The organism is Streptomyces sp. NPDC102451, from assembly GCF_044765485.1.
Taxonomy (GTDB): domain Bacteria; phylum Actinomycetota; class Actinomycetes; order Streptomycetales; family Streptomycetaceae; genus Streptomyces.
On the sequence record NZ_JBIWKD010000015.1, the window covers coordinates 151,123 to 173,532 of the forward strand.

Annotated in this window: 18 protein-coding genes; 8 read left to right on the forward strand and 10 right to left on the reverse strand. The window is 71.2% G+C overall.

What is annotated here, in order from left to right; all coding sequences use genetic code 11:
• Positions 1 to 78: 78 nt before the first annotated feature.
• On the forward strand, positions 79 to 4,032 hold the full coding sequence (locus ACIRD8_RS28370; RefSeq protein WP_403997436.1) for a glycoside hydrolase family 2 TIM barrel-domain containing protein: 3,954 nt from the start codon (positions 79 to 81) through the stop codon (positions 4,030 to 4,032).
• 54 nt (positions 4,033 to 4,086) lie between these two features.
• On the opposite strand, the gene manD is transcribed toward ACIRD8_RS28370, so the two are convergent.
• The 6 genes from manD to ACIRD8_RS28400 all read right to left on the reverse strand — a co-directional run bounded on the left by manD (position 4,087) and on the right by ACIRD8_RS28400 (position 10,475).
• A complete protein-coding gene (gene manD / locus ACIRD8_RS28375) occupies positions 4,087 to 5,301 on the reverse strand; it encodes a D-mannonate dehydratase ManD (RefSeq protein WP_403997439.1) in 1,215 nt (404 codons plus the stop codon).
• Positions 5,302 to 5,338: 37 nt separating this feature from the next.
• Positions 5,339 to 6,193 (reverse strand): carbohydrate ABC transporter permease, encoded by an 855-nt coding sequence (locus ACIRD8_RS28380; protein ID WP_403997442.1) that lies wholly within the window; start codon positions 6,191 to 6,193, stop codon positions 5,339 to 5,341.
• Complete coding sequence (locus tag ACIRD8_RS28385) at positions 6,190 to 7,149, reverse strand: carbohydrate ABC transporter permease (RefSeq protein ID WP_403997445.1); 960 nt, start codon at positions 7,147 to 7,149, stop codon at positions 6,190 to 6,192. The genes ACIRD8_RS28380 and ACIRD8_RS28385 overlap by 4 nt, the downstream gene beginning before the upstream one ends.
• Complete coding sequence (locus ACIRD8_RS28390) at positions 7,149 to 8,468, reverse strand: ABC transporter substrate-binding protein (RefSeq protein WP_403997448.1); 1,320 nt, start codon at positions 8,466 to 8,468, stop codon at positions 7,149 to 7,151. Before ACIRD8_RS28390 ends, ACIRD8_RS28385 begins: the two co-directional genes overlap by 1 nt.
• Before the next feature lie 187 nt (positions 8,469 to 8,655).
• Positions 8,656 to 9,462 (reverse strand): FadR/GntR family transcriptional regulator, encoded by an 807-nt coding sequence (locus ACIRD8_RS28395; protein WP_403997451.1) that lies wholly within the window; start codon positions 9,460 to 9,462, stop codon positions 8,656 to 8,658.
• 68 nt (positions 9,463 to 9,530) lie between these two features.
• Entirely contained in the window at positions 9,531 to 10,475 is a 945-nt protein-coding gene (locus ACIRD8_RS28400) for a helix-turn-helix domain-containing protein (RefSeq protein ID WP_403997454.1), read from the reverse strand.
• Positions 10,476 to 10,646: 171 nt separating this feature from the next.
• On the opposite strand from ACIRD8_RS28400, the gene ACIRD8_RS28405 reads away from it, so the two are divergent.
• Positions 10,647 to 11,687 (forward strand): NAD(P)-dependent alcohol dehydrogenase, encoded by a 1,041-nt coding sequence (locus tag ACIRD8_RS28405; protein ID WP_403997457.1) that lies wholly within the window; start codon positions 10,647 to 10,649, stop codon positions 11,685 to 11,687.
• Positions 11,688 to 11,791: 104 nt separating this feature from the next.
• On the opposite strand, the gene ACIRD8_RS28410 is transcribed toward ACIRD8_RS28405, so the two are convergent.
• Positions 11,792 to 12,388 (reverse strand): TetR/AcrR family transcriptional regulator, encoded by a 597-nt coding sequence (locus tag ACIRD8_RS28410; protein WP_403997460.1) that lies wholly within the window; start codon positions 12,386 to 12,388, stop codon positions 11,792 to 11,794.
• Between the two features lie 167 nt (positions 12,389 to 12,555).
• On the opposite strand from ACIRD8_RS28410, the gene ACIRD8_RS28415 reads away from it, so the two are divergent.
• Positions 12,556 to 13,704 (forward strand): FAD-dependent oxidoreductase, encoded by a 1,149-nt coding sequence (locus ACIRD8_RS28415; RefSeq protein WP_403997463.1) that lies wholly within the window; start codon positions 12,556 to 12,558, stop codon positions 13,702 to 13,704.
• 45 nt (positions 13,705 to 13,749) lie between these two features.
• Here the strand turns inward: ACIRD8_RS28415 and ACIRD8_RS28420 are convergent, their stop codons facing one another.
• On the reverse strand, positions 13,750 to 14,460 hold the full coding sequence (locus ACIRD8_RS28420; protein WP_403997466.1) for a class I SAM-dependent methyltransferase: 711 nt from the start codon (positions 14,458 to 14,460) through the stop codon (positions 13,750 to 13,752).
• 76 nt (positions 14,461 to 14,536) lie between these two features.
• Complete coding sequence (locus ACIRD8_RS28425; RefSeq protein WP_403997469.1) at positions 14,537 to 15,199, reverse strand: hypothetical protein; 663 nt, start codon at positions 15,197 to 15,199, stop codon at positions 14,537 to 14,539.
• A 577-nt stretch (positions 15,200 to 15,776) separates the two neighbouring features.
• Here ACIRD8_RS28425 and ACIRD8_RS28430 point away from each other — a divergent pair.
• The 5 genes from ACIRD8_RS28430 (at position 15,777) to ACIRD8_RS28450 (ending at position 21,040) form a co-directional block, all read left to right on the forward strand.
• A complete protein-coding gene (locus ACIRD8_RS28430) occupies positions 15,777 to 17,069 on the forward strand; it encodes a YeeE/YedE family protein (protein WP_403997472.1) in 1,293 nt (430 codons plus the stop codon).
• A 52-nt stretch (positions 17,070 to 17,121) separates the two neighbouring features.
• Positions 17,122 to 17,844 (forward strand): response regulator transcription factor, encoded by a 723-nt coding sequence (locus ACIRD8_RS28435; protein ID WP_403997475.1) that lies wholly within the window; start codon positions 17,122 to 17,124, stop codon positions 17,842 to 17,844.
• On the forward strand, positions 17,828 to 19,846 hold the full coding sequence (locus ACIRD8_RS28440) for a sensor histidine kinase (protein WP_403997478.1): 2,019 nt from the start codon (positions 17,828 to 17,830) through the stop codon (positions 19,844 to 19,846). The genes ACIRD8_RS28435 and ACIRD8_RS28440 overlap by 17 nt, the downstream gene beginning before the upstream one ends.
• A gap of 102 nt (positions 19,847 to 19,948) precedes the next feature.
• Entirely contained in the window at positions 19,949 to 20,344 is a 396-nt protein-coding gene (locus ACIRD8_RS28445; protein ID WP_403997481.1) for a hypothetical protein, read from the forward strand.
• Positions 20,345 to 20,434: 90 nt separating this feature from the next.
• Positions 20,435 to 21,040: a class F sortase gene (locus ACIRD8_RS28450; RefSeq protein WP_403997484.1), complete on the forward strand. Its 606-nt coding sequence runs from the start codon at positions 20,435 to 20,437 to the stop codon at positions 21,038 to 21,040.
• 43 nt (positions 21,041 to 21,083) lie between these two features.
• Here the strand turns inward: ACIRD8_RS28450 and ACIRD8_RS28455 are convergent, their stop codons facing one another.
• Positions 21,084 to 22,259: a PP2C family protein-serine/threonine phosphatase gene (locus ACIRD8_RS28455; RefSeq protein ID WP_403997487.1), complete on the reverse strand. Its 1,176-nt coding sequence runs from the start codon at positions 22,257 to 22,259 to the stop codon at positions 21,084 to 21,086.
• Between the last annotated feature and the right edge of the window lie 151 nt (positions 22,260 to 22,410).

Consider the following 22,410-nt stretch of genomic DNA (forward strand, 5'->3'; position numbering starts at 1 on the left):
GAACGGAACTCGACACGCCTGCCTGCTGTACGCCCCACCGACGCACAGCGGTACGGCCATTCCTAGGGGTCCACTGCCATGGAGCACTCGTCTTCCCCCCACCCGCAGGCCCATCCGTCGCGGAGCGTCAGCCGCCGCCGGCTCCTGGAGGGCGGAGCCGCCGGCTTCGGCGCGCTCGCCCTCTCCGGCCTCCCGGCCGCCCTGCCCGCAGGCGCGGTCGCACGCGCGGACGCCGCCCCCGCCACCTGGGAACCGCCGGCCAACGGCCACCCGGAGTGGAGCAACAACATCGCGGTCTTCGACGTCGGTTCGCAGCCGCCCCACACCACACTCATGCCCTACGAGGACGTCGACCAGGCCCTGGTCTGTGACCGGACACGCTCCCCGTGGCGCCTCGACCTCGACGGGACGTGGAAGTTCGCCTACGCCGACCGCCCCGACGACCGCGACCCCGACTTCCACCGGACCGACCTCGACGACCGCTCCTGGGACACCATCCCCGTACCGTCGTGCTGGCAGCTGCACGGCTACGACTTCCCGATCTACTCCAACATCACGTATCCCTGGGCGGGCGCCAACGGCCTGGGCGAGGAGGCGCAGCCGCCGTTCGCCCCGACCCGCTACAACCCGGTCGGCCAGTACCGCCGCACCTTCACGGTCCCGGGCGGGTGGGCGGGGCGGCAGGTGTTCCTCCACTTCGAGGGGGTGAAGTCGGCCCACTACGTCTGGATCAACGGCAAGCCGGTGGGCTACCGCGAGGACTCCTACACCTCCGCCGAGTACGACATCACCCCGCACCTCGTGCAGGGCCGTAACCAGATCGCGGTGGAGGTCTACCGGTTCTCCGACGGCGACTGGATGGAGGACCAGGACATGATCCGGCTGAGCGGGATCTTCCGCTCGGTCCACCTCTTCTCCACCCCCGCCGTCCACCTGCGGGACTTCAGGCTCGAAACCCCGCTCGGCGACGACCACACCTCGGCCGCGCTGTCCGTCACCGCCTCCGTGCGCGCGTACGGCGAGGCCCCCGGCAAGGGGGCGTACACCGTCGAGACCCAGCTCTACGACGCCGACGGGCACCCGGTCTGGTCCCGCCCGCTGCGGCAGCCGGCTGATCCCGGCTCCGTACCCGCAGGGAAGGACGCGACCGTACGGGCCGAAAAGGCCGTCACCAAGCCTGAGCTCTGGTCCGCCGAGCACCCGTACCTCTACACCGCCGTCCTGAGGCTGCGTGACCCCGCGGGCCGGGTGACCGAGACGCTGTCGCACCGGGTGGGCTTCCGCACGTTCGCGATCGAGGACGGGCTGATGCGCATCAACGGCATGCCGGTCTCCCTGCGCGGCACGAACCGGCATGAGATGCATCCCGAGCGCGGCATGGCGCTGACCCGCGCCGACATGGTCAAGGACATCGAGACCGTCAAGCGGCTCAACATGAACACCGTCCGCACCTCCCACTACCCGAACAACCCGCTGTGGCTGGAACTGGCCGACGAGTACGGGCTGTACCTGGTGGGCGAGACCAATCTGGAGACCCACGGCATCCGCGACGAGTACCCGGGCAACCACGCCGACTGGACCGAGGCGTGTGTGGCCCGCGCCAGGAACATGGTGCACCGCGACAAGAACCACGCGTCCGCCGTCATCTGGTCGCTCGGCAACGAGGCGGGCACAGGTTCCGCCTTCGTCGCCATGCACGACTGGATCCGTTCCTACGACACCACCCGGGTCATCCAGTACGAGGGCGACGACCGCCCCGGGATCAGCGACATCCGCTCCGAGATGTACACCAGGCCCGCCCAGGTCGAGGAGCGCGCGAAGGACACCGCCGACACCCGGCCGTTCGTCCTGATCGAGTACTCCCACGCGATGGGCAACTCGAACGGCAACTTCAAGAAGTACTGGGACCTCATCCGCCGCTACGACGTCCTGCAGGGCGGCTGGATATGGGACTTCGCCGACCAGGCCCTCGTCTGGCCCACGCCGACGCGCAAGCTGTTCACGGAAGTCGGCCCGGGGTCGGTGAGCGGGGAGATCCTCGCCCCCAGCGGCACCTTCGACCGGGACAAGGGCGTGTACGGCGGTACCGTCTTCGCCCGTGACACAGGGCTCGACCTCACCGGCTCGCTGACCCTGGAGGCCTGGATCACGCAGAAGGTGAGCGGCGGCCACCAGCCGTTCCTGGCCAAGGGCGACACCCAGTACGCGCTGAAACAGACCGACGGCACGCTGGAGTTCTTCATCCATGCCGGCGGCCGGTGGACCACCGCGAGCTGGAAGCTGCCGGAGGACTGGACCGGCACCGAGCACCACGTCGCGGGAGTCTTCGACGCCGATGCCGCCACCGTGACCCTCTACGTCGACGGTGAGGCCAAGGCGACCAAGGCCGCCCCCGAGCCGCCCGGCAGCACCACCGCGCCGCTCGCGCTCGCCACCGACGGGGAGGACCCGACCCGGGAGTTCAGCGGCACCATCCGGCGGGCGCGCGTCTACGCCCGCGCCCTGACCGCGGCCGAGCTCGCCTCCGGCTCCCGGGGCCCCGGCGACGACGGCGTGCGCTTCTGGTTCGACGCCGCCACCGTCGCCTTCGAGGAACGCAAGCCCTCGGAGCGGACGTTCCTCGCCTACGGCGGAGACTGGGGCGACAACCCCAACGACGGCAACTTCTCCGGCGACGGCGTCGTCACCGCCGACCGTGCCCTCACCGGCAAGTCCACGGAGATCAAGCGGATCCACCAGGCGATCGACGTGACGGCCGACGCCGCCGACGCGGCCTCCGGGCGGATCACCGTCACCAACGAATACCTGTTCACCAACCTGCGGGAATTCAACGGTGGTTGGGAACTGGTGGCCGACGGCAAGGTGGTGCGGCGAGGAAAGCTCACCCGTGCCCAACTGGACATCGCCCCCCTGGCCCGCAAGACCGTCACCGTGCCCCTCACCCTGCCCGCCGACCCGGCACCCGGCACGGAGTACTTCCTCCAGCTTTCGTTCACCACCAAGGAGCCCACCAAGTGGGCGAAGGCCGGATTCGAGGTGGCCAGGCACCAGCTGGCGGTCGACGCCCACAGCCCGGCCGTGACACCCCAGCCGCTGGATTCCGTACGGGCGTTGAGCCACCAGGACGGCGACGGCTCCGTGAAGGTGACCGGCGAGGACTTCTCCGTCACCGTCGAGAAGAGCAGCGGCGTCATCACCTCGTACGAGGCCGGCGGCGTCCAGTTGATCGTCTCCGGGCCCGCTCCGAACTTCTGGCGCGCCCCGACCGACAACGACATCGGCACCGGCCAGCCGGCCCGCAACGCCACCTGGCGCGACGCGGGCAGCGACCGGAAGGTGACGGGGGTCGAGGTGCGCGGGCTGGGCGACCGGGCCGTCGAGATCACCGTCAGCGGCACCCTGCCCACCGCGACGGAGTCCACGTACACCACCGTGTACACGGTCTTCGGCAACGGCGAGATCAAGGTCGACCACACCCTGCACCCGGGTGCGGCGGGGCTCCCCTACATCCCGGAGGTCGGTTCCATGCTCCTGCTGCCCGGCCGGCTGGACCATGTGCACTACTACGGCCGCGGTCCGGACGAGAACTACTGGGACCGGAACAACGGCACCGACGTGGGACTCCACTCCCACACCGTTCCGGCGAAGCGGACCCCATACCTCCGCCCGCAGGAGAACGGCAACAGGACGGACGTGCGGTGGGTGGCGCTGACGGACGCCGGCGGCAGGGGGCTGCTCGCCTCCGGTGAGCCGCTGATCGAGTTCAACGCCTCGCACTTCACCCCGGAGGACCTGTCGGCCGGCATCCGGCACGACTACCAGCTCACACCCCGCGACGAGGTCGTACTGCGGCTGAACCACCGGCAGATGGGGGTGGGCGGTGACGACAGCTGGGGTGCGCCCACGCACGACGAGTACAAGCTGTTCGCCGACCGGGACTACTCCTACACCTACCGGCTGCGCCCGCTGACCGGCCCCGACGGCGCGACGGCGGCGTCGCGCCGGCCGACCTCGACGGAGCTGCCGGGCTGACACGGCGATGTGCAGGGCTGTTCCCGGCGCCCGGGAACAGCCCTGCACATGGGCTCACCAGTCGTGGACCGTCCCGTCCTGCAGCCGGTTGACCGGGAGGTACGCCGCCTCGTAGGGGTGCGCGGCCGCCAGTTCCTCGTTCAGCTCGACCCCGATGCCCGGTGCCTCACCCGGGTGCAGATGACCGTTCTCGAAGGTGTAGGCGTGGGTGAACACCTCCTCGGTGAGCGCGGTGTGGCCCGAATACTCCTGGATGCCGAAGTTGTGCACGGCGAGGTCGAGGTGCACGGCGGCCGCCATGCCGACCGGGGAGATGTCCTCCGGCCCGTGGATCGCGCTCTTGATCTGGTACTGGGCGGCGAAGTCGAAGAGCTTGCGCAGCGGCGTGACGCCTCCGAAGTGCGTGACGGCCGAGCGTACGTAGTCGATCAACTGCTCGGTGATCAGCGCCTGGTAGTCGTACACCGTGTTGAAGACCTCACCGATGGCCAGCGGTGTGGTCGTGTGGCGGCGGACCAGCCGCAGCGCCTCCTGGTTCTCGGCGGGCGTGCAGTCCTCCAGCCAGAAGAGGCGGTACGGCTCCAGGTCCTTGCCCAGACGGGCGGCCTGCACGGGCGTGAGGCGGTGGTGCGCGTCGTGCAGGAGGGGCAGCTCGGGGCCGAACTCGGCGCGCACGGCCTCCAGTACGTCCGGCATGTGACGCAGATAGGCGTCGGTGTCCCAGTCCTCCACCAGCGGCCGGGCCTGCTGGTGCAGCACCGGGGAGCCGCTCGCGTCCGTGCTCGACACACCGTAGACCGCCTTCAGCCCGGGGATGCCGGACTGTACGCGGACGGCCGGGTAGCCCTCGGCGAGGCGGGCGCGGACCGAGTCGAGGAGCTCGGGGATGTCCCGGCCGTTGGCGTGGCCGTAGGTGCCCACCCGGTCCCGGCTCGCGCCGCCCAGGAGCTGGTAGAGCGGCAGGTCCGCGGCCTTCGCCTTGATGTCCCACAGCGCGACGTCGACGGCGGCGATCGCGGCCATCGTCACCGGCCCGCGCCGCCAGTAGGCACCCCGGTACAGCGACTGCCAGGTGTCCTCGACGCGGTGCGGGTCGAGACCGATGAGGAGGGGCGCCACATGGTCCTGGAGGTAGCTGACCACGGCCAGCTCCCGGCCGTTGAGCGTGGCGTCACCGAGGCCGGTGAGTCCCTCGTCGGTCGTCAGCTTGAGGGTGACGAAGTTCCGGCCGGGGCTGGTGACGAGGACCTTCGCGTCGACAATTTTCATGGGGGTACTTTCTTCCGAATGCGGTGGTGAGGGTCGTTCAGCCCTTGGTGGCGCCGGAGGTCAGACCGGCCACCAGGTACTTCTGTCCGAGGACGGCGGCGAGGACGACGGGGACGGTGATGAGCGTCGCCGCGGCCATCAGGCCGCCCCAGTCGGTGCTCGCGTACGAGATGAAGTTGAAGAGGGTCACCGGCACCGTCTGGGTCCGGTCGTCGGCGAAGATCAGCGCGAACATGAAGTTGTTCCAGCTGAAGACGAAGGCGAGCAGCGACGCGGTCGCCGTCCCGGGGGCCGCCAGGGGCAGGGCGATGCGCCAGAAGGCTCCGAAGGCGCTCAGCCCGTCGGTGCGCGCGGCCTCCTCCAGTTCGACCGGCAGGCCGGCGAAGAAGCTGATCATGATCCACATGATGAGCGGGACCGAGACGAACATCTGGCTGAGGATCAGCACGGTGTACGAGCCGACGAGGCCCATCTGCGCGAACAGGTAGTACCAGGGGACGAGCAGGGAGATCGCCGGCACGATGCGCGCGACCAGGATCAGCGATCCCGTGCGGTGCATGTTGAACCGTCCGACCGCCCAGGCCGCGGGCACCGCGATGACGGCGGAGAGCACGGTCGAGACCACCCCGACCAGCAGGGAGTTGCCCATGGACCGCACGATCTGCCCGGCCTCGACGATGCTGCGGAAGTTCTCGAGGGTGGGGCTGAACCACAGCCCCACGGACGGGTCGGTCACCTGGACGTTGGTCTTGAAGGCGGCGGCGAACATCCACACCAGGGGCAGCGCGAAGACGAGCGTCACGACCGCGATGGCGATACCGCGCAGCCACGACCGGACGGCGCGCCGGCGCAGGTGCGCGGGTACGGGGACAGGGGCGACGGTGGCACTCATGTGGTCTTCCTTCCGCCCCGGCGGCGCAGCAGCACCACGACGCCGATGATGAAGAGCGTGAACAGGACCAGGACGGCGGCGGCCAGGCCGTACTCCTGGTAGTCGAAGGTCAGCCCGTAGGCGTAGACGTTCAGGGTCTCGACCTCGAAGTCCGAGCCGCCGCCCGCACCCTTGGTGGCGTACAGGATGTCGAAGGTCTTGAGGGCGTCCACGGCGCGCAGCACCAGGGCGGTGGCGAGCGTCGGTCCGAGCATGGGGAGCACGATGTGCCGGAACCGCTGCCAGCCGTTCGCCCCGTCGACCCGGGCCGCCTCCTCGGGCTCCTCGGGCAGCGTGGTCAGCCCGGCGAGCAGCAGCAGCGTCATCATGGGCGTCCACTGCCATACGTCGATGAGCATCAGGGTCGGCAGCGACTGGCTGACCGAGCCGAGGAACTCCTGCCGGGGCAGGCCGACTCCGGCGAGCAGGTGGTTGGCTATGCCGTTGGTGGGGTCGAGGATCAGCAGCCAGAGGATGCCGATCGCCACCGGAGTGGTCAGCAACGGGATGATCAGGACCGTACGCACCCACCGCATGCCCCGGAACGGCTTGCGCATCAGCATCGCGAGGGCGAGCCCGAGCACCGTCTCCAGGACCACCGCCCCGACCGTGAAGACCAGCGTGCGCCGGGCGGCGGGCCAGAACCTGCGGGTGTCGACGAGGGCGTCGGCGAAGTTCTGCAGTCCGACATGGGCCTTGTCCGCGTTCACCGCGCCGAAGGCGTCGGTCAGGCTGAGGTTGACGGTGTACACCAGCGGAAAGACGATCATCAGGCCCACGAACAGCAGCGCCGGGGCGAGCATCGTCCACTTCAGCCGCCGGTTGGCCTGTTCGAAGGTGCGGGGACGGCGCGCGGGGGCCGGTCCCGTGCCCGGCGCGGCTGCCGCGCGGGCGGGGGAGACCTCGGTGGTGGACATCAGGACTCCTTGTGGCGGTTGTCGCGGACGAGGAAATCGGCGAACTCCGCGTCGGCGTCACGAGCCACCGGCCGTACGTCGTTGCCGAGGATGCCCGCGACCAGGGGCCGCCCGACGATGTCCCGGGCCCGGCCGACCTGCAGGACCCGGGGCCGGTCGTAGCCCAGGCCCCGCTCCGCGTTGAGCCGCATGGCCTCGGCGAGATCGGGCGGGAAGGAGGCCAGGGACTTCGGGTCGGACCACACCGAGCTACGGGCGCCGGGGATGCCGTCCTTCTGGAGGGCGGCGGTCATCTCCGCACCCGCGGCCCACTTGATGAACTCCCAGGCGTCGTCACGCAGCAGGGAGAACCTGCTGATGCCGAGGCTCCAGGACGGGATGTTGTGCGGCCGGGCGCCCGCCGGTCCGGCGGGGAAGGGCGCGAAGCCCACGGTCTCGCGGACGGTCGACACCTTCGGGTCGAGGAAGCTGCTGTAGATCGCGTCGGCGTCGATGTAGAAGGCGGCCTTGCCCTGCGCGAAGATCGGCATGGCCTGTTCCAGGCTCATGTTGGTGGCCCCGGGCGGGCCCGTCCTCGCCAGGAGCCCGCCGTAGTACTCGTACGCGGCGAGCGCCTCCGGAGTGCCGATGCCGGACCTGCCCCGCACGACGAAGTCCCCGCCGTGGGAGTACAGGAAGCTCGACCACTGGGACACGGCGCCGCTGCGCTGGCCCCGGCCGACGAACCCGTAGAAGCCCTTCTTCTTGTCGGTGAGCTCCTGGGCGGCCGCCATCAGCTCCTCCAGGGTGCCCGGCGGTCCGCCGAGGTCCTCCGTGAGGTCCTTGCGGTAGTACAGCGCCGGACGCTCGGTCACCACGGGGACGCTCAGCACCTGGCCCGCCGTCACGGAGGCCTCGCGCGGGGCCTTCTGGAAGTCCTGCCAGGCGAAGTCCTCGTCCTGGGCGACGCGGTCGCTCAGGTCGGCCAGCCAGCCGTTGTGGGCGAAGAGCAGCTGCTCCTGGAGCGCGCGGACCATCATGACGTCCACGTCGGTGCCCGAGGCGTTGAGCTTCACGTTGTAGCTGCTCGCCAGTTGGTCCGCGGTGAGCAGGGTCATGGAGACCCGCCGCCCGATGCGCTCCTCGAACTCCTTTGTACGGCGCCGGATCGCCTGGGACCACACATGGTTGATCGCCATGATCCGCAACGGGGTGTCGCCGGAGGGCCGTCCGCCCCCGGTCGTACACGCGCCGAGCGCCCCCAACCCGGCGGCTCCCGCGACTCCCGCCGCCAGCCTGCCGAAGGAGCGCCGGCTGAGGAGCTGGCTGCTCGTGGACATCGTCGTCCTCGTCTCTCTGCGCTGTCGTGCGTCCTGCTCACCCTGGGGCGTGCCGCCTGCGGGGAGCGTCCGTTCGTCTGGCCCAACTGGTAGGACCAGTTCGACCAGAGACGGACGTTAGCAGGGGAGAGGCGTCCCGAACAGCCCTTTCACGGGCCGGATTCACCGTGCGTGCGGGCAGTGGTCCTTACCGGACCGCGCCGTACCGGTTCCCGGTTCCGTCCAACAGGGCCTCGATGTGGTTACGCGCCATGACGTCGACCTGGATGTCCAGATCCTTCCCGTACGTGCGCAGACCGAGCATCAGGTGCTCCCGCATCCGTTCACCGGCCAGGTCCACGTCACGGGCCTCGATCGCCTCGAAGATCTCGGGGTGGTGCGGAACCCCGGGCTCGCCGATCGACGGGTCGGAGTTGGAGCGGAGCATCATCTCGAACATCATCCCGCTGATCGACGAGAGCATGATCCTCAGAACCGGGTTCTTGCTCGCCTCGGCGACCGCGTCGTGAAAGGCCATGTCCGCCCTGGCCTTGACGACCACGTCGCTCGCCGATTCGAGCGCGTCCCGGGCGGACCTCAACGCCTCGATGTCCTCGTCCGTCGCGCGCTCGGTCGCCAGCCGCACCGTCTCGACCTCGAGCGGAAGCCGGGCTTCGATCAGCTGCCGGACGGTGGGGCGGCCGGCCCGGTACAACGCGTCGTACCCCCTGGCCTGCCCCGAACTCTGCTCACGCACGAAGGAACCGCGCCCCGGTGCGACCTCGATCAGGTGCTGCGCCTCCAGCCGCCGCAGCACCTCGCGTACGACGTTCCTGCTGGCGCCGAACTGGGCCGCGAGCTCACGCTCCGAAGGGAGCTTGGTCCCGACGGAGATGGCGCCGGACCGGATGTCGTGCTCGAGTTCCCGCGCGATCCGTTCCGTCAGGAGCCCACGCCGTTCGGGGGCCGCGGGTTGGCCGGACCACGCGGAGGAGGAAGAGGCGGACGACTGCATCCCCGCAGCGTACAGGCTGGTCCCGGGCGGTACACGGCCGATGATCGACCTCGGGGAAAGGTCTGGCTCTACGGGCTTTCCGGAACGGAGGTGCCGGCCCGCGTGGCGTCCGCGCCCCAGCTCGCGAGCAGGCGCAGCGCGTCGGCGGAGGCCGAGCCCGGCTCCGGGTGGTATGCGATCACCGACTGTTCCGCGTCGTCGGGCAGAGCGAACGTCTCGAAGCGGAGGGTCAGCTCACCCACCAGCGGATGGTGCAGCCGCTTGACGCCATGGCTCTTCTCCTTGACGTCGTGCCTGGCCCACAGCCGCCTGAACTCCTCGCTCTTCACCGACAGCTCACCGACGAGCGCGGAGAGACGAGGGTCGTCGGGGTGGCAGCCCGCGTCCATCCGCAGGTAGCTCACGATGTCCGACGCCTTCTGGTCCCACTCCACGAACAGCTCGCGGTACTCCGGCTTCAGGAACGTCAGCCGCGCCCAGTTCCGCTCCTGGGGCGGCAGCAACGACCAGTCACCGAAGACCGCCGCGGCCATCCGGTTCCAGGCCAGGATCTCCGAACGCCGGCCGATGACGTAGGCGGGAACGCCGTCCATCGTGTCGAGCAGCTGACCGAGGGTCCCGCGCACCCGCTGCTGCCGCGCCGACGGCTTCCTCCTGTGCTGCTTCGGCCTCGCGAGGTGGGTGAGGTGCGCCTGCTCGGCGTTGGTCAGCCGCAGCGCGGACGCGATCGCGCCCAGCACCTCTCCGGAGACGTTCTGACCGTTGCCCTGTTCGAGACGTGTGTAGTACGCCACGGACACTCCGGCCAGCTGGGCCAGCTCCTCGCGGCGCAGCCCCGGGACCCGGCGGTGCCGACCGAAGTCGGGCAGACCCACATCCTCCGGCTTGAGCCGGGCACGCCGGCTGCGCAGGAACTCGCTGAGCTCGGCACGGCGGTCGAGGGCGTGCCCCGCGCCACCACCGGGACCTGGGTCACCGGCGGGCCGCCGCTCGGGTACGGGCTGCTCCTCCATGGGTTCCAGTATCCATGGTCGTACGCACACCATCCTGACCCCGTCAGTAGTAGGACCACTGGACGTAGGCAGAGCCGTGGCCTGGGTGAACACGGTGGGATGGGGGAGGCTGGTCGGCGTGCCCGGACCGAAAGCTGCCGGGCGCAGATCCACTCCTTAGGAGAATTCCGCATGACCACTGTCGCTGCGTACGCCGCCCCTTCCGCAAAGGCTCCGCTCGAGCGCACCACCGTCGAGCGACGCGCGGTCGGGGAGTTCGACGTCCTGATCGACATCAAGTTCGCCGGCATCTGCCACTCGGACATCCACCAGGCCCGCGACGGCTGGGGTGAGGGCATCTTCCCGATGGTGCCCGGTCACGAGATCGCCGGCATCGTCACCGAAACCGGCTCCGGTGTCACCAGGTTCGCCGTGGGTGACCGCGTGGGAGTCGGCTGCATGGTGGACTCCTGCCGTGAGTGCGACAACTGCAAGGCCGGCCTGGAGCAGTACTGCGCCAAGGGCAACATCGGCACGTACAACGCCCTGGACAAGAACGGCGACCCCACCTACGGCGGCTACTCCACGCACATCGTCGTGGACGAGAACTACACCCTCCGCATCCCCGACGGCCTGTCGCTGGACGAGGCGGCGCCGCTGCTCTGCGCCGGCATCACCACGTACTCACCGCTGAAGCACTGGAACGCGGGCCCCGGCAAGAAGGTCGCCGTCCTCGGCATGGGCGGGCTCGGGCACATGGGCGTCAAGATCGCGCACGCGCTCGGTGCGGAGGTGACCGTCCTCTCGCAGTCCCTGCGCAAGCAGGACGACGGGCTGAAGCTCGGCGCCGACCACTACTACGCCACCAGCGACCCGAAGACCTTCGAGGAACTGCGCGGCACCTTCGACATCATCCTGTCCACCGTGTCCGCGCCGCTGGACTTCGGTGCGTACCTCTCGCTCCTCAGGACGGACGGTGCGCTGGTGAACGTCGGCGCCCCGGAGGAGCCCATATCCGTCAACCTCTTCTCGCTGATCGGTGGCCGGAAGTCGCTCTCGGGCTCCGGTATCGGCGGTATCCAGGAGACCCAGGAGATGCTGGACTTCTGTGCCGAGCACGGATTCGGCGCGGAGATCGAGCTGATCGGCGCGTCCGAGATCAACGAGGCGTACGAGCGTGTGCTGAGCAGCGATGTGCGGTACAGGTTCGTGATCGACGCCGCGACCATCTGAGGTCTCCCGTCCGAAGACACCCCCCGCCGCGGTCCCGTACGGGGCCGGGCACACGGAACGGGCCCCGGCAGTCATGACTGCCGGGGCCCGTTCCGTGCGAGGGGTCAGTCCCCCTCGGGACCGAGCTGTGACTCCCAGCCGTGGACCAGCAGGTCGAACACCGTCTCCACCGTCGCGCGGGGATCGTGCCGGCCCTTGGCCAGGGTCGGGACCTCCAGGACGAACCGTGCGAGCGCCGCGCACGCGAGGTCGTCCTGGTCCCGGCCGAGCTCCTCCGCGATCGCGGAGCTGAGCGCGCCCGCGTGCCGCATCCACATGCGTTCCCCGTACTCACGCAGTGCGGGCGTCCCGTTCACCAGCGCCGTGAACCGGTCCCGGCGGGGATCGGCGGCCAGCGGCACCCAGGACGCCAGCGCGTGGGCGCGGAGCGCCTCGATCACACCTCGGCCCTCGGGCCGGTCCCGCACGGCGGCGCCGAGCTCTGCCTCCACGTCCGCGTCACGGTCGAAGACCAGCGCCTCCTTGCTCGGGAAGTGCGCGAAGAGGGTGGTCGTCGATACGTCGGCTCTCTCGGCGACATCGCGGACGCTCACGCGTTCGAAACCGTGTTCGAGGAAGAGCTCCAGGGCGGCGTCGGCGATGGCCTGTCTCGTCGCGGCCTTCTTGCGCTCACGGCGGCCGACGGTCGGGGATTCGGGCATGACGTCACCGTACCCCATGACTGGAATGAAGCAGAAACTTGAACGGTTGCACTTATTGACTCGTTTCTGCTTTGGTGGTTCCGCAGGGGTTGCCGCCCGTCCTGGTCGCGGCACCCGGTCATCGCCGTGCCCCGGCGCCCGGGACCCCACCGACGAAGGGATCCACCATGAACTCTCCGACGCCGCCGAACGCGCGGATCAGCATCATCGGAGCCGGCCCCGGAGGCCTCACCTGCGCCCGCATCCTCCAGCGGCACGGCATCGCGGTGACGGTGTACGACCGGGATACGGATTCCGGCTCCCGGAACCAGGGAGGCTCCCTCGACCTCCACGAGGAGGACGGCCAGCTCGCGCTCCGCGAGGCGGGCCTGCTGGAGGAGTTCTTCTCGCTCGCCCGGTTCGACGGGCAGGAGATGCGCAGCTTGGACCCGGCGGGGCGCGTCCTCGCCCACCACCTGCCGGGCGAGGGCGAGACGGCCGCCCCCGAGATCGACCGCGGACAGCTCCGCGATCTCCTGGTGGGCTCACTCGCGCCGGGGACCGTCCGCTGGGGACGCGCTCTCGCATCGGTGAGCGGACCGGCCGACGGGCCGCGCACCCTGACGTTCACCGACGGGACGGCCGTGGAGACGGACCTCGTGATCGGTGCGGACGGAGCCTTCTCCCGGGTCCGTGCGGCGGTGTCGGCAGCGGCACCGCAGTACACCGGGGTCAGCTTCCTGGAGGCATGGTTCGACGACATGGAGACCGCGCACCCCGAGCTCTCCGCACTGGTCGGAAAGGGCAGCGCCCATGCCGCCGACGGCGAGCAGGGCCTCTTCGCGCAGCGCAACAGCGGCGGCCACATGCGCGTCTACCTCATGCAGCGCGTCCCGGTGGACTGGATCGCGGCGAACGGGCTCCGCCCCGGGGACACCGAAGACATCCGCGCACTTTTGCTGGAGGCCTACGCGGGCTGGTCACCGCAGATGCTCCGCATGATCACCGACAACGACGGCCCCTATGTCGACCGCCCGCTGTTCGCCCTGCCGGTTCCGCACACCTGGGAGCGCACGCCCGGCGTGACGCTCCTTGGGGACGCCGCGCACCTCATGCCGCCGCTCGGCGTCGGCGTCAACCTCGCCATGCTCGACGCCTGCGAACTGGCGCTCGCACTCGTCGGCGCGTCCACCGTCGGCGACGCGGTGCGCGGCTATGAGGAGACGATGCTCCCGCGCTCGGCCGACCTGGCCCGGCAGCTCGAAGGCGGCGCCGAGCATCTGCTGGCCGTCCCCGACGCCGAGGAGGCGGCGCCGCCCGGCCACCCTCAGCCCTGACCCGGCGGAGGCCGGGCGCTGTCCCGGCTGACCTGCTCCGGTCGCTCAGCCGTTCCGTACGCCGTCGAGCTGGAAGTGCCAGATGACCGCGACCGGGGAATCGTCCAGGGCCGCGGCCGACGCTTCCGGGCACCAGTGCAATAACTCCCAGGACATATCGGCCGGTAGCGGGTCCGGGGCGGTGTCGGGAGCGAGGGAGCGGGGCGGGCGGCGGGGTTCCTCGCACTGCCGGACCTGGAAGCCCAGGGGAAGGGCTGCGGCGAGGTAGGCGCTGAGCGGGCGGTGGTACTCGGCAAGGAGGGACGGGCGGCCGTCCGGTCCGGGACGGCGGGCCAGGGCCGGCCGGAGGTAGGACGCCAGCAGGTGTGCGTCCGAGACCACGAGGCTCCCGCCGGGGCGCAGGACACGCGCGAACTCCGCCAATACGGGGACCAGATCGGGCACGTGCGTCAGGGCGAGCGCGCAGACCACGGTGTCGACCGAGCGGTCGGGAAGCGGCAGCCGGTGCAGGTCGGCCTCGTGGAAGTCGACATCCGGCAGGCGCTTGCGGGCCTGGGCGAGCATGTCAGGCGAGGCATCGACACCGATCACCTCGTGGCCGAGTTCCCGCAGATAGGCGGTGTGACGGCCGGTGCCGCAGGCCGCGTCCAGCGCCGTGCCGACGGGCAGGCCGTCCAGGATGCGCCGGACGACGGGCTGCTCGATGTCGATCATCTGGTTGCCCGGGGCGTCGTAGTGCTGCGTCGGTACGGACACACGCTCCGGCCGTTCCACCGATTTTGACCTACACCTCGACCTGTTCGGGCCTGTCCCCTGTGCACGGCCCAGGCCGTCAGGCCCCTCCCAGAAGACCTCCGAGCACTCCTCCCAGCAGGTCGCCGAGCGGCCCGCCGGGCGCGGTGGTTTCCTTGGCCTCCGGTTCCGGTTCCTCGACGGGTGCGGAGGGCTCGGTCACGGGCCCGGGCGCCGATTCCCCGCCGTCTGCACCTTCTTCGCCGTTCTGCGTGGTCGGCTCGGGGGCGGGACCGGTGGTCCGGGACGCGGAGGGAGAGGCGGTGGGCGGGTGCGTGAGGCCGGGGGACAACTCGACGGGCAGCGGAACGGGGGCCCGGGCGGCAGCCGACGGTTGTGCCGGACCGGGCGTCAACGGACCGAGTGTCAACGGGCCGGGTATGTCGAGCACAGGTTCGGTTCCGGTGGCCGAGGCCGAACGGTCCTCGTCCTGGGCGGGAGCCGACGGCTCTCCCGTCCCGCGCTCCAGCCCCATCGCCCTGGGCAGTTGCAGAAAGGGCGCGCTGGAATCGCCTCCGACCAGCGCGGCAGCCACCGTCGTGGCATAGCAGACGCAGCACAGCGCCGTAACGGCCCCCGCGCGGCGCCACGTTCGGCTGCGCCTCCCGGTGGTGTCGACGAACACCGGCCGGGCGTGCGGTGCGACAGCTCCGGCCTCCGGTGCGTCGCGTACGTCGCTCACTGTCGCGCCGCCTGTGCCCATGTGCGTCTCTCCCTCTGTACGGGCCTGCCGGCCCCGCACCGGCGAGGCCTCCCCGCCGGACTTCCCCGAGGAATTCGGACCTGTACGCGCCGCGGATTGGTCCGATCGGGCCACGAGGACAACGCCGTACGCGCGTCGCGCCTTTTGTGTGCCCCTTGTGTGAAAAAGCGGTCATGGGGGAGCGGACCTCGCCCCGTGCGGGGCAGAGGCACTGTGCGGCCGGGAGGCCCGCTGTCCGCGCAAGGGAACCGCGCACCTCCAGTGGCGGGCCTCCCGGGCGCTCCGCGCTCCCGCGTCCATGCGGTGCGAGCGTCACGGCAGGCCGCGAGCGGGCTGCCCCGGGCGACGGTGGTCCCGGCCTTCCGCATGGCGAGACGGCCATGCATCCGGAGGAGAGCCGTCCGTATATTCGTACGCATGTCTGTATCGGCCCTGCCCCTGTGCCTCGCGCTCTTCGCGCACTCGGCCTGGTGCGTCGACGACGGCCTCTGTAGCGGCTGAATCCCGTCGGCGGCCGCCTGCCGTGCCGCCGACAGCCGAGACCGCTGTCCGCCGAGCACCATTCCGGAGACCCTTCGTGACCACCGCGCCTCCCGCCGGGCCGGCCGCGCCGCCGCGCGCACTGCCCGAACTGTTCGCCCCCTCGCCCACCTCGGTGCCGCGACCGGAGGCGCCGCCCCTGCCGCCGGTGCGCAGGGCCCCGCTCGTCGTGTCAGGGCTGCTCGCCGTGGCGCTCACCGCGTACGTCTGGTTCACGCACGGCGCCAAGCCGGGCGTGCTGCTCCTGCTGGGGCTCGGCCTGGGCGTCGCGCTCTTCCACTCCCGGTTCGGCTTCACCTCCGCCTGGCGGCAGCTCATCGCCGTCGGCAACGGAGCCGGGCTGCGGGCGCACGCACTGCTGCTCGGGACGACCGCCACGCTGTTCGCCCTGGTCATCGGTACGAGCACCGGCCTGTTCGGCTCGCAGCCCGCACCGTCCGCAGGGCCGATCGGGACCGGTCTGGTCGTCGGCTCGCTGCTCTTCGCCATCGGGATGCAACTCGGCGGCGCCTGCGCGTCGGGCACCCTGTTCGCCGTCGGCTCGGGGCAGAGCTCCATACTCCTGACCCTCGGCGGCTTCATCGGGGGTGCCACGCTCGCCGCCTGGCAGTTCGACCTGTGGAAGGACCTTCCCGCCTGGGAACCGGTCGTCCTCTCCGACCACATCGGCTGGTTCGGATCGTGGGCGGTGACGATCGCCGCACTGCTGCTCGTGGTCGTGGTCACTCGGCGCGTCCAGGCCCGGCGCAACCCGCCGCCCCTCGGTGTCGTGCCCTCGGCGCGCACCGCGCTCGTACGGGCCTTCCGCGGCTCCTGGCCGCTGGCCGCCGGTGCCCTGGTGCTGGCCGTGCTCGGCGCCGGCGTGCTGCTGGTGTCCGGCGGCGCCTGGGGCGTCACCAGCGCGTTCAGCCTCTGGGGCTCGGAGCTGGTGGGTGCCCTCGGCGGCCACCCGGAGAACTGGACCTGGTGGCAGCAGGCCGGCAACAAGGAGATGCTGGCGGGCCCCGTCCTGGCCGACAAGACCAGCCTCACCGACATCGGCATCATGATCGGCGCCGCGGTGGCCGCCGCACTCGGTGGCACCTGGGCCCTGCACCGTGGCATCCCGTGGCGCACGGCCGTCGCGTCGGTGCTCGGCGGGGTGCTGATGGGCATAGGCGCACGACTGGCCGGGGGCTGCAACATCGGCGCCTACCTGGCGGGCGTCGCCTCCGGCAGCCTCAGCGGCTGGCTGTGGGGAGCGGTCGCACTGCTGGGCACCTGGATCGGGCTCAAGCTGCGCCCCCTGTTCGGCCTGGGCAACCCCAAGCCGGGCGACGGCGTCTGCTGACCGCCGCCTCGCGTGTGCGGGCCCCTGACCCGCCTCCTCTACGATCGTCCGCGTGTGCGCAAACGTCATAGTCGCTGAAGACGACGCGAAACAGGCCGAGCTGGTCCGCCGTTACCTCGAACGCGAAGGCCACGCGGTCACGGTGGTGTCCGACGGCCTCTCCGCGCTCGAACAGGCACGGCAGGGTACGCCGGACCTGCTCGTGCTCGACGTGATGATGCCGCGGGCGGACGGGCTCGACGTGGTCCGCATACTGCGCGCCGAGGAACGGGAGTTGGCGGTCCTCATGCTGACCGCACGGGCGACCGAGGACGATCTGCTGCTCGGTCTTGACCTGGGGGCGGACGACTACATGACCAAGCCCTACAGTCCGCGCGAGCTCATGGCACGGGTGCGCACGCTCCTGCGGCGCACCCGGCGGGACACAGGACGCGAGGACGGCCACATACTGCGGGTGGGATCGCTCGCCGTGGATCCCGTGCGCCACGAGGTGGCGGTCGACGGCGTCGGAGTCGAGTGCACACCGGGGGAGTTCCGGCTCCTCTCCGCGATGGCCGCCGAGCCCGAACGGGTCTTCACCCGGGAGCAGCTGCTCGCCGAACTCCACGGGTTCGACCGGTACATCAGCAGCCGCACCGTCGATGTGCACATCATGAACCTCCGCAAGAAGATCGAGCGCGCACCCCGGCGCCCGGTCCGGCTGCTCACCGTCTTCGGAGTCGGCTACAAACTCATGGACCCGCTGAAGGGCGCCCCGCGTGCCTCGGCGCGCTGAGCGCGGCGGGCCTCGCCTGAGGCTCCCGCTGCGCAAGAGCCTCCTCGGCCGGCTGCTGGCGGCGTCGGCGCTCGTCGCCGCCTGTTCGGTCGCCGCGACCGCGTGGCTGGCCGTACAGACCACCTCCGGCGCGATCGAGCAGGAGCAGGGCCGCAACCTTGCCGCCGACACCCGCGTCCTCGACGCCCTGCTCGCCTACGCGGCCGAACACCCCTCCTGGGACGGGGTGGACGCCACGGTGCGCGAGCTCGCCGACGTCTCCGACCGGAGGATCACGCTGACGACCCAGAGCCGCCAGATCCTCGCGGACTCCGTGTCCTCCTCCCCGCCCCCGCCCGCTCTGCCGCCCCAGGCGTCGGCGGTCGTGGACCCCCTTTCGGTGGACGCCACCACCGAGACGGAGGCGGGGGCAGGATCCGTGACGGTCGCGGCGCCTGGCACGGACGGGGAGCAGCGCTCAGGCAACGACCGGGTCGACCCGCGGGCCGTCGGCCCGTTCAGGCTGCCCGCGGCCGAACGTACGTCGCTGAGGCGCAGCGCGGACGAGACGGTGCGGTGCCTCAGCAGGTCGGGGATCGCCTCGGACGTCGTCGAGGGGCCGAGCGGGCGCCCCCGTATCCAGGTCGTGGGCAACGATCCCGACCGTATGCGCGGCAGCGAGTGCTCGACGGATGCCCTGGACAGCCCCACCGGGACGGAGACGAAGGCGCTCACCGCCCTCAACGACCTCGTCAACGCGTGCCTGGACCGGCAGGGCCGTGAGGCCGTACGGCTCGATCTCGACCTCTCGTGGAGGACCGGCGAGCTGCCCGGCGCCGCGACCGCCGCGCCCGTGCCGACGCCGGTGCCCAGCATCAGCGTCCCGCGGGAGGCCCTGCCCACGGAGCTCGCGACCCCCGAGCCGCTCGACAGCGAGAACGACCGGGACATCGCCTCCTGCGTCGGCATCGCCCGCCAGGAACAGCTCAGTTCGTACGTCGCCTCACCCGCGCTGCTGTTCATCAGCGACCCGCGCGGCGGCGCGGTGCCCGGCTTCGCGCTCTCCTCCGCCAACACGGCGAAGATCATCGGGGTCGCGGCGCTCGTCCTGGCCCTCACCGTCGGCGCCTCGATCCTCGCCGGAGCCCGGCTCGTGCGCCCGCTGCACGCCCTCACGGGAGCGGCCCAGCGCATGCGGGACGGTGAGGAACCGTCCCATGTGGTGGTCGCCGCGGACAACGAGATCGGCCGACTGGCCGCCGCCTTCAACGACATGTCGGTGCACCGCGCCCGGCTGGAGGAGCAGCGCAAGGTGATGGTCAGCGATGTCGCGCACGAGCTGCGCACCCCGCTGTCCAACATCCGGGGGTGGCTGGAGGGCGCCCAGGACGGCATCGCCGATGTGGACGCGGTGTTCGTCTCCTCGCTCCTGGAGGAGGCGGTGCAGTTGCAGCACATCATCGACGACCTCCAGGACCTGTCGGCGGCCGATGCCGGCGCCCTGCGTCTGCACCCCGAGCCCGTACGGATCGAGGAACTGCTCGCCCATGCCGTGGCGGCCCATCAGGCGCAGGCCGACGCCGCCGGGGTCGGCCTCACCGTGACCGTCGCGGACAGGGACGAGCCCGCCCCCGAACTCACCGCAGACCCCGTCCGGTTGCGGCAGGCGATCGGCAACCTCGTCTCCAACGCCGTACGCCACACCCCGAAAGGCGGGCGGGTGACGCTGCGGGCCTACGCGGCCGGCTCCGGGGGAGCGGACGGCGAGCTGGTGCTGGAGGTCGCCGACACCGGAAGCGGAATAGCCCCCGAGGACCTGCCGTACGTCTTCGACCGGTTCTGGCGCGCGGAGAAGTCACGCAGCCGCCGCACAGGGGGCAGCGGCCTGGGGCTGGCGATCGTCCGCAAGCTCGTCGAGGCCCACGGCGGGACGACCGGTGTCGTCAGCACGGTGGGTCGGGGGTCGGTGTTCACCCTGCGCCTGCCGGCGGCGGGCCCTGATCCGATGAACACGGCGGTCTGACAGCTTCCTCACAACTTCGCTCCAGTCTGAGGACATGCCCGGCGCCCGACGCGCATCCGCGCGGGGGGCACCACCAACGCCGGGCCGGAATCGGAGTTCTTCATGTCCCTTCGTCACACCCTGCGCACCGCGGTCCTCGCCGCCGTCGGCCTCGGCGCGGTCCTGCTGCCGTCCTCCGTGGCCGCCGCCGACGACTCGCCCACACCGGTACCCGCCGAGCGCACCGAGAGCCCCACCCCCGCGCCCGGAACCGCGCAGCCCGCCGAGAGCGCCACCCCCACCCCGGCACCCGCCGAGCCCACCGAGGTGGCGACCCCGGTCCCCGCCGAGTCAGTGCCGGCCGGCACGGTGCCGCGGGGCGGTGTCGACGCCGGCGAGCGTCCGGCCGAGGGCTCCGGCGCCACCGCGCTGTACGGCTCCGCGGCCGGCGCGGCCCTGCTCGCGGGCGGCGGCGTCCTCGTGCTGCGCCGCCGGTCCGCCGCACAGCGCAACGGCTGATCCCGCACGGTGGCGCCGCACCCCGCCCGGGGTGCGGCGCCACCCGCCGTTCCCCCTCCCGCATTCGTTCGACCCCGCACCGGAGTGCTCATGCCCCTTACATCGAACTCGTCCTGGCGGACAGCCGTGTCCGCGGCGGCGGCCTGCCTGCTGCTCGCCACCGTCACCGGTTGCGGCGCGGCCGACGCGCCCGCGCCGACGGCCGCGGCCGGGACGGCCTCGGACACGTCCCCCTCCCCGGAAGTCCCCAAGGCGCCCGCACCGACGCGGCTGACCGTCCCGTCGCTCGGGATAGACAGCTCGCTGCTGCGGCTGGGACTCAACGAGGACGGCACGGTGGAGGTCCCGCCTGCCGACGAGGGCATGACGGCCGGCTGGTACGCGGGCGGAGCCGTACCGGGCGAGCCCGGTGCCGCCGTGCTCATCGGCCACAACGACACCCGGTTCGGCAAGGCCGTCTTCCACGACCTGCACACCATCGCCGAGGGAGCCGACATCGCCGTCTCCGCCGGGGGAGGGAAGGCGGCCCACTTCACGGTCACCGGCAAGGAGACCGTCCGTAAGAACGCCTTCCCCACCGAGAAGGTCTACGGAGCCACCGACGAGCGCGTGCTCCGGCTGATCACGTGCGACGGGGCCTTCGACGCCGACGGCCACCCCGTGGACAACCTCGTCGTCTACGCGACGCTGCGCTGACGGAAGGCCGGCCGGAACGCCTGCCGGCCGGGCTCTCGGCACCTCACGGCGGCGCCGGTTCCGCTCCGCCCCATGGCGGGGCATGCTCCGCGCGGGTGACGGCGACCAGGGCCAGATCGTCGGTCAGGACACCGTCCGTATGGGCGTGGACCGCTTGGGCGAGCTTGTCCACGACGGCCGGCGGCCCGTGACGCCACGCCCCCCGCAGGTCCTCGTCCGGTGTGTAGAAACGTCCGCCGGCGTCACGGGCCTCCAGGAGCCCGTCCGTGCACAGCAGGAGCAGACTCCCCGGGCCGAAGGGACGCGACTCGTCGGCCCACGGGCCCGTGTCGAATTCACCGAGCCCCAGGGGCAGTCCCGGATGCTCGGGCTCCCAGACGCCCAGGGCGGTCTCGTTCACCAGGAAGGCCGGGCAGTGTCCGCGGCTGATGAGACGTACCTCCGCACCGTCGTCAGGGATTTGCGCGATGGCGGCGGTGATGAAGTGCTCACTGCTCACGCCGCCCCCACCGCCGACCGCGGCGGCCTCCCTGATGTGACGGGTCACCGCCTCGTCGAGATGGCGGGCCAGCTCGGGCAGGGTCGGGGTGTGGTGGGCGGCCTCGTGGAAGCTGCCCACCAGGGCGGCCACGCTGGGAATGGAGTTCAGCCCCTTGCCGCGCACATCACCGATGAGCAGGCGTACGCCGAACGAGGTGTGCTCCGCCGCGTACAGGTCACCCCCGACCGAGGCCGCCGCGGACGCGGCTTCGTAGCGGACCGCGACCCAGGTGTTCCCCCACCAGGCCCGTACGGGCGGGAGAACGGCACGCTGGGCGCTCTCCGCCACCCGTTGGGCCCCCAGGAGCTCGTCCCGCAGGAACAGCCGCAGCCTGCACAGGGGCACTGTCGCCCACGCGAGGATCACGAGGGCGACGTAGTCGACCACCGCGTGCTCGCCGTCCGAGGGCAGATGTCTCACGAGGAGGAAGACCAGGCCCGCCACACTGTTGAGGGCGGCCACCCAGACCACGGCCCGCAGCGAGTACACGCAGGCCGCGATCATGGAGCTGAGGATCAGGAACACGTCCCCGCTGTACGCTCCCGGCGTGGGCAGGTCGACCGCCAGCCCGAGCACCACCAGTACCAAGGGCGCGAACCGGGTCCACCGCGGGAGCAGGTCGCTCTCGCTCTGCGGCGCGTGCGACGTCAGCCCTGTCGCGTCGCGGTTCGGGCTCACGGCATCGCCTCCGGGATGAAACGGGCAGGCTGCCGCCCGGCAGGCACTGCTTCCTCACTCGACCTTCGCGCCGGAAGCCCCGTCCCGCACGCGGAGCGCGTGCCGAGGAGCAAGGCAGCCACCGATGCGGACCGCCGCGACTCTTGACGAG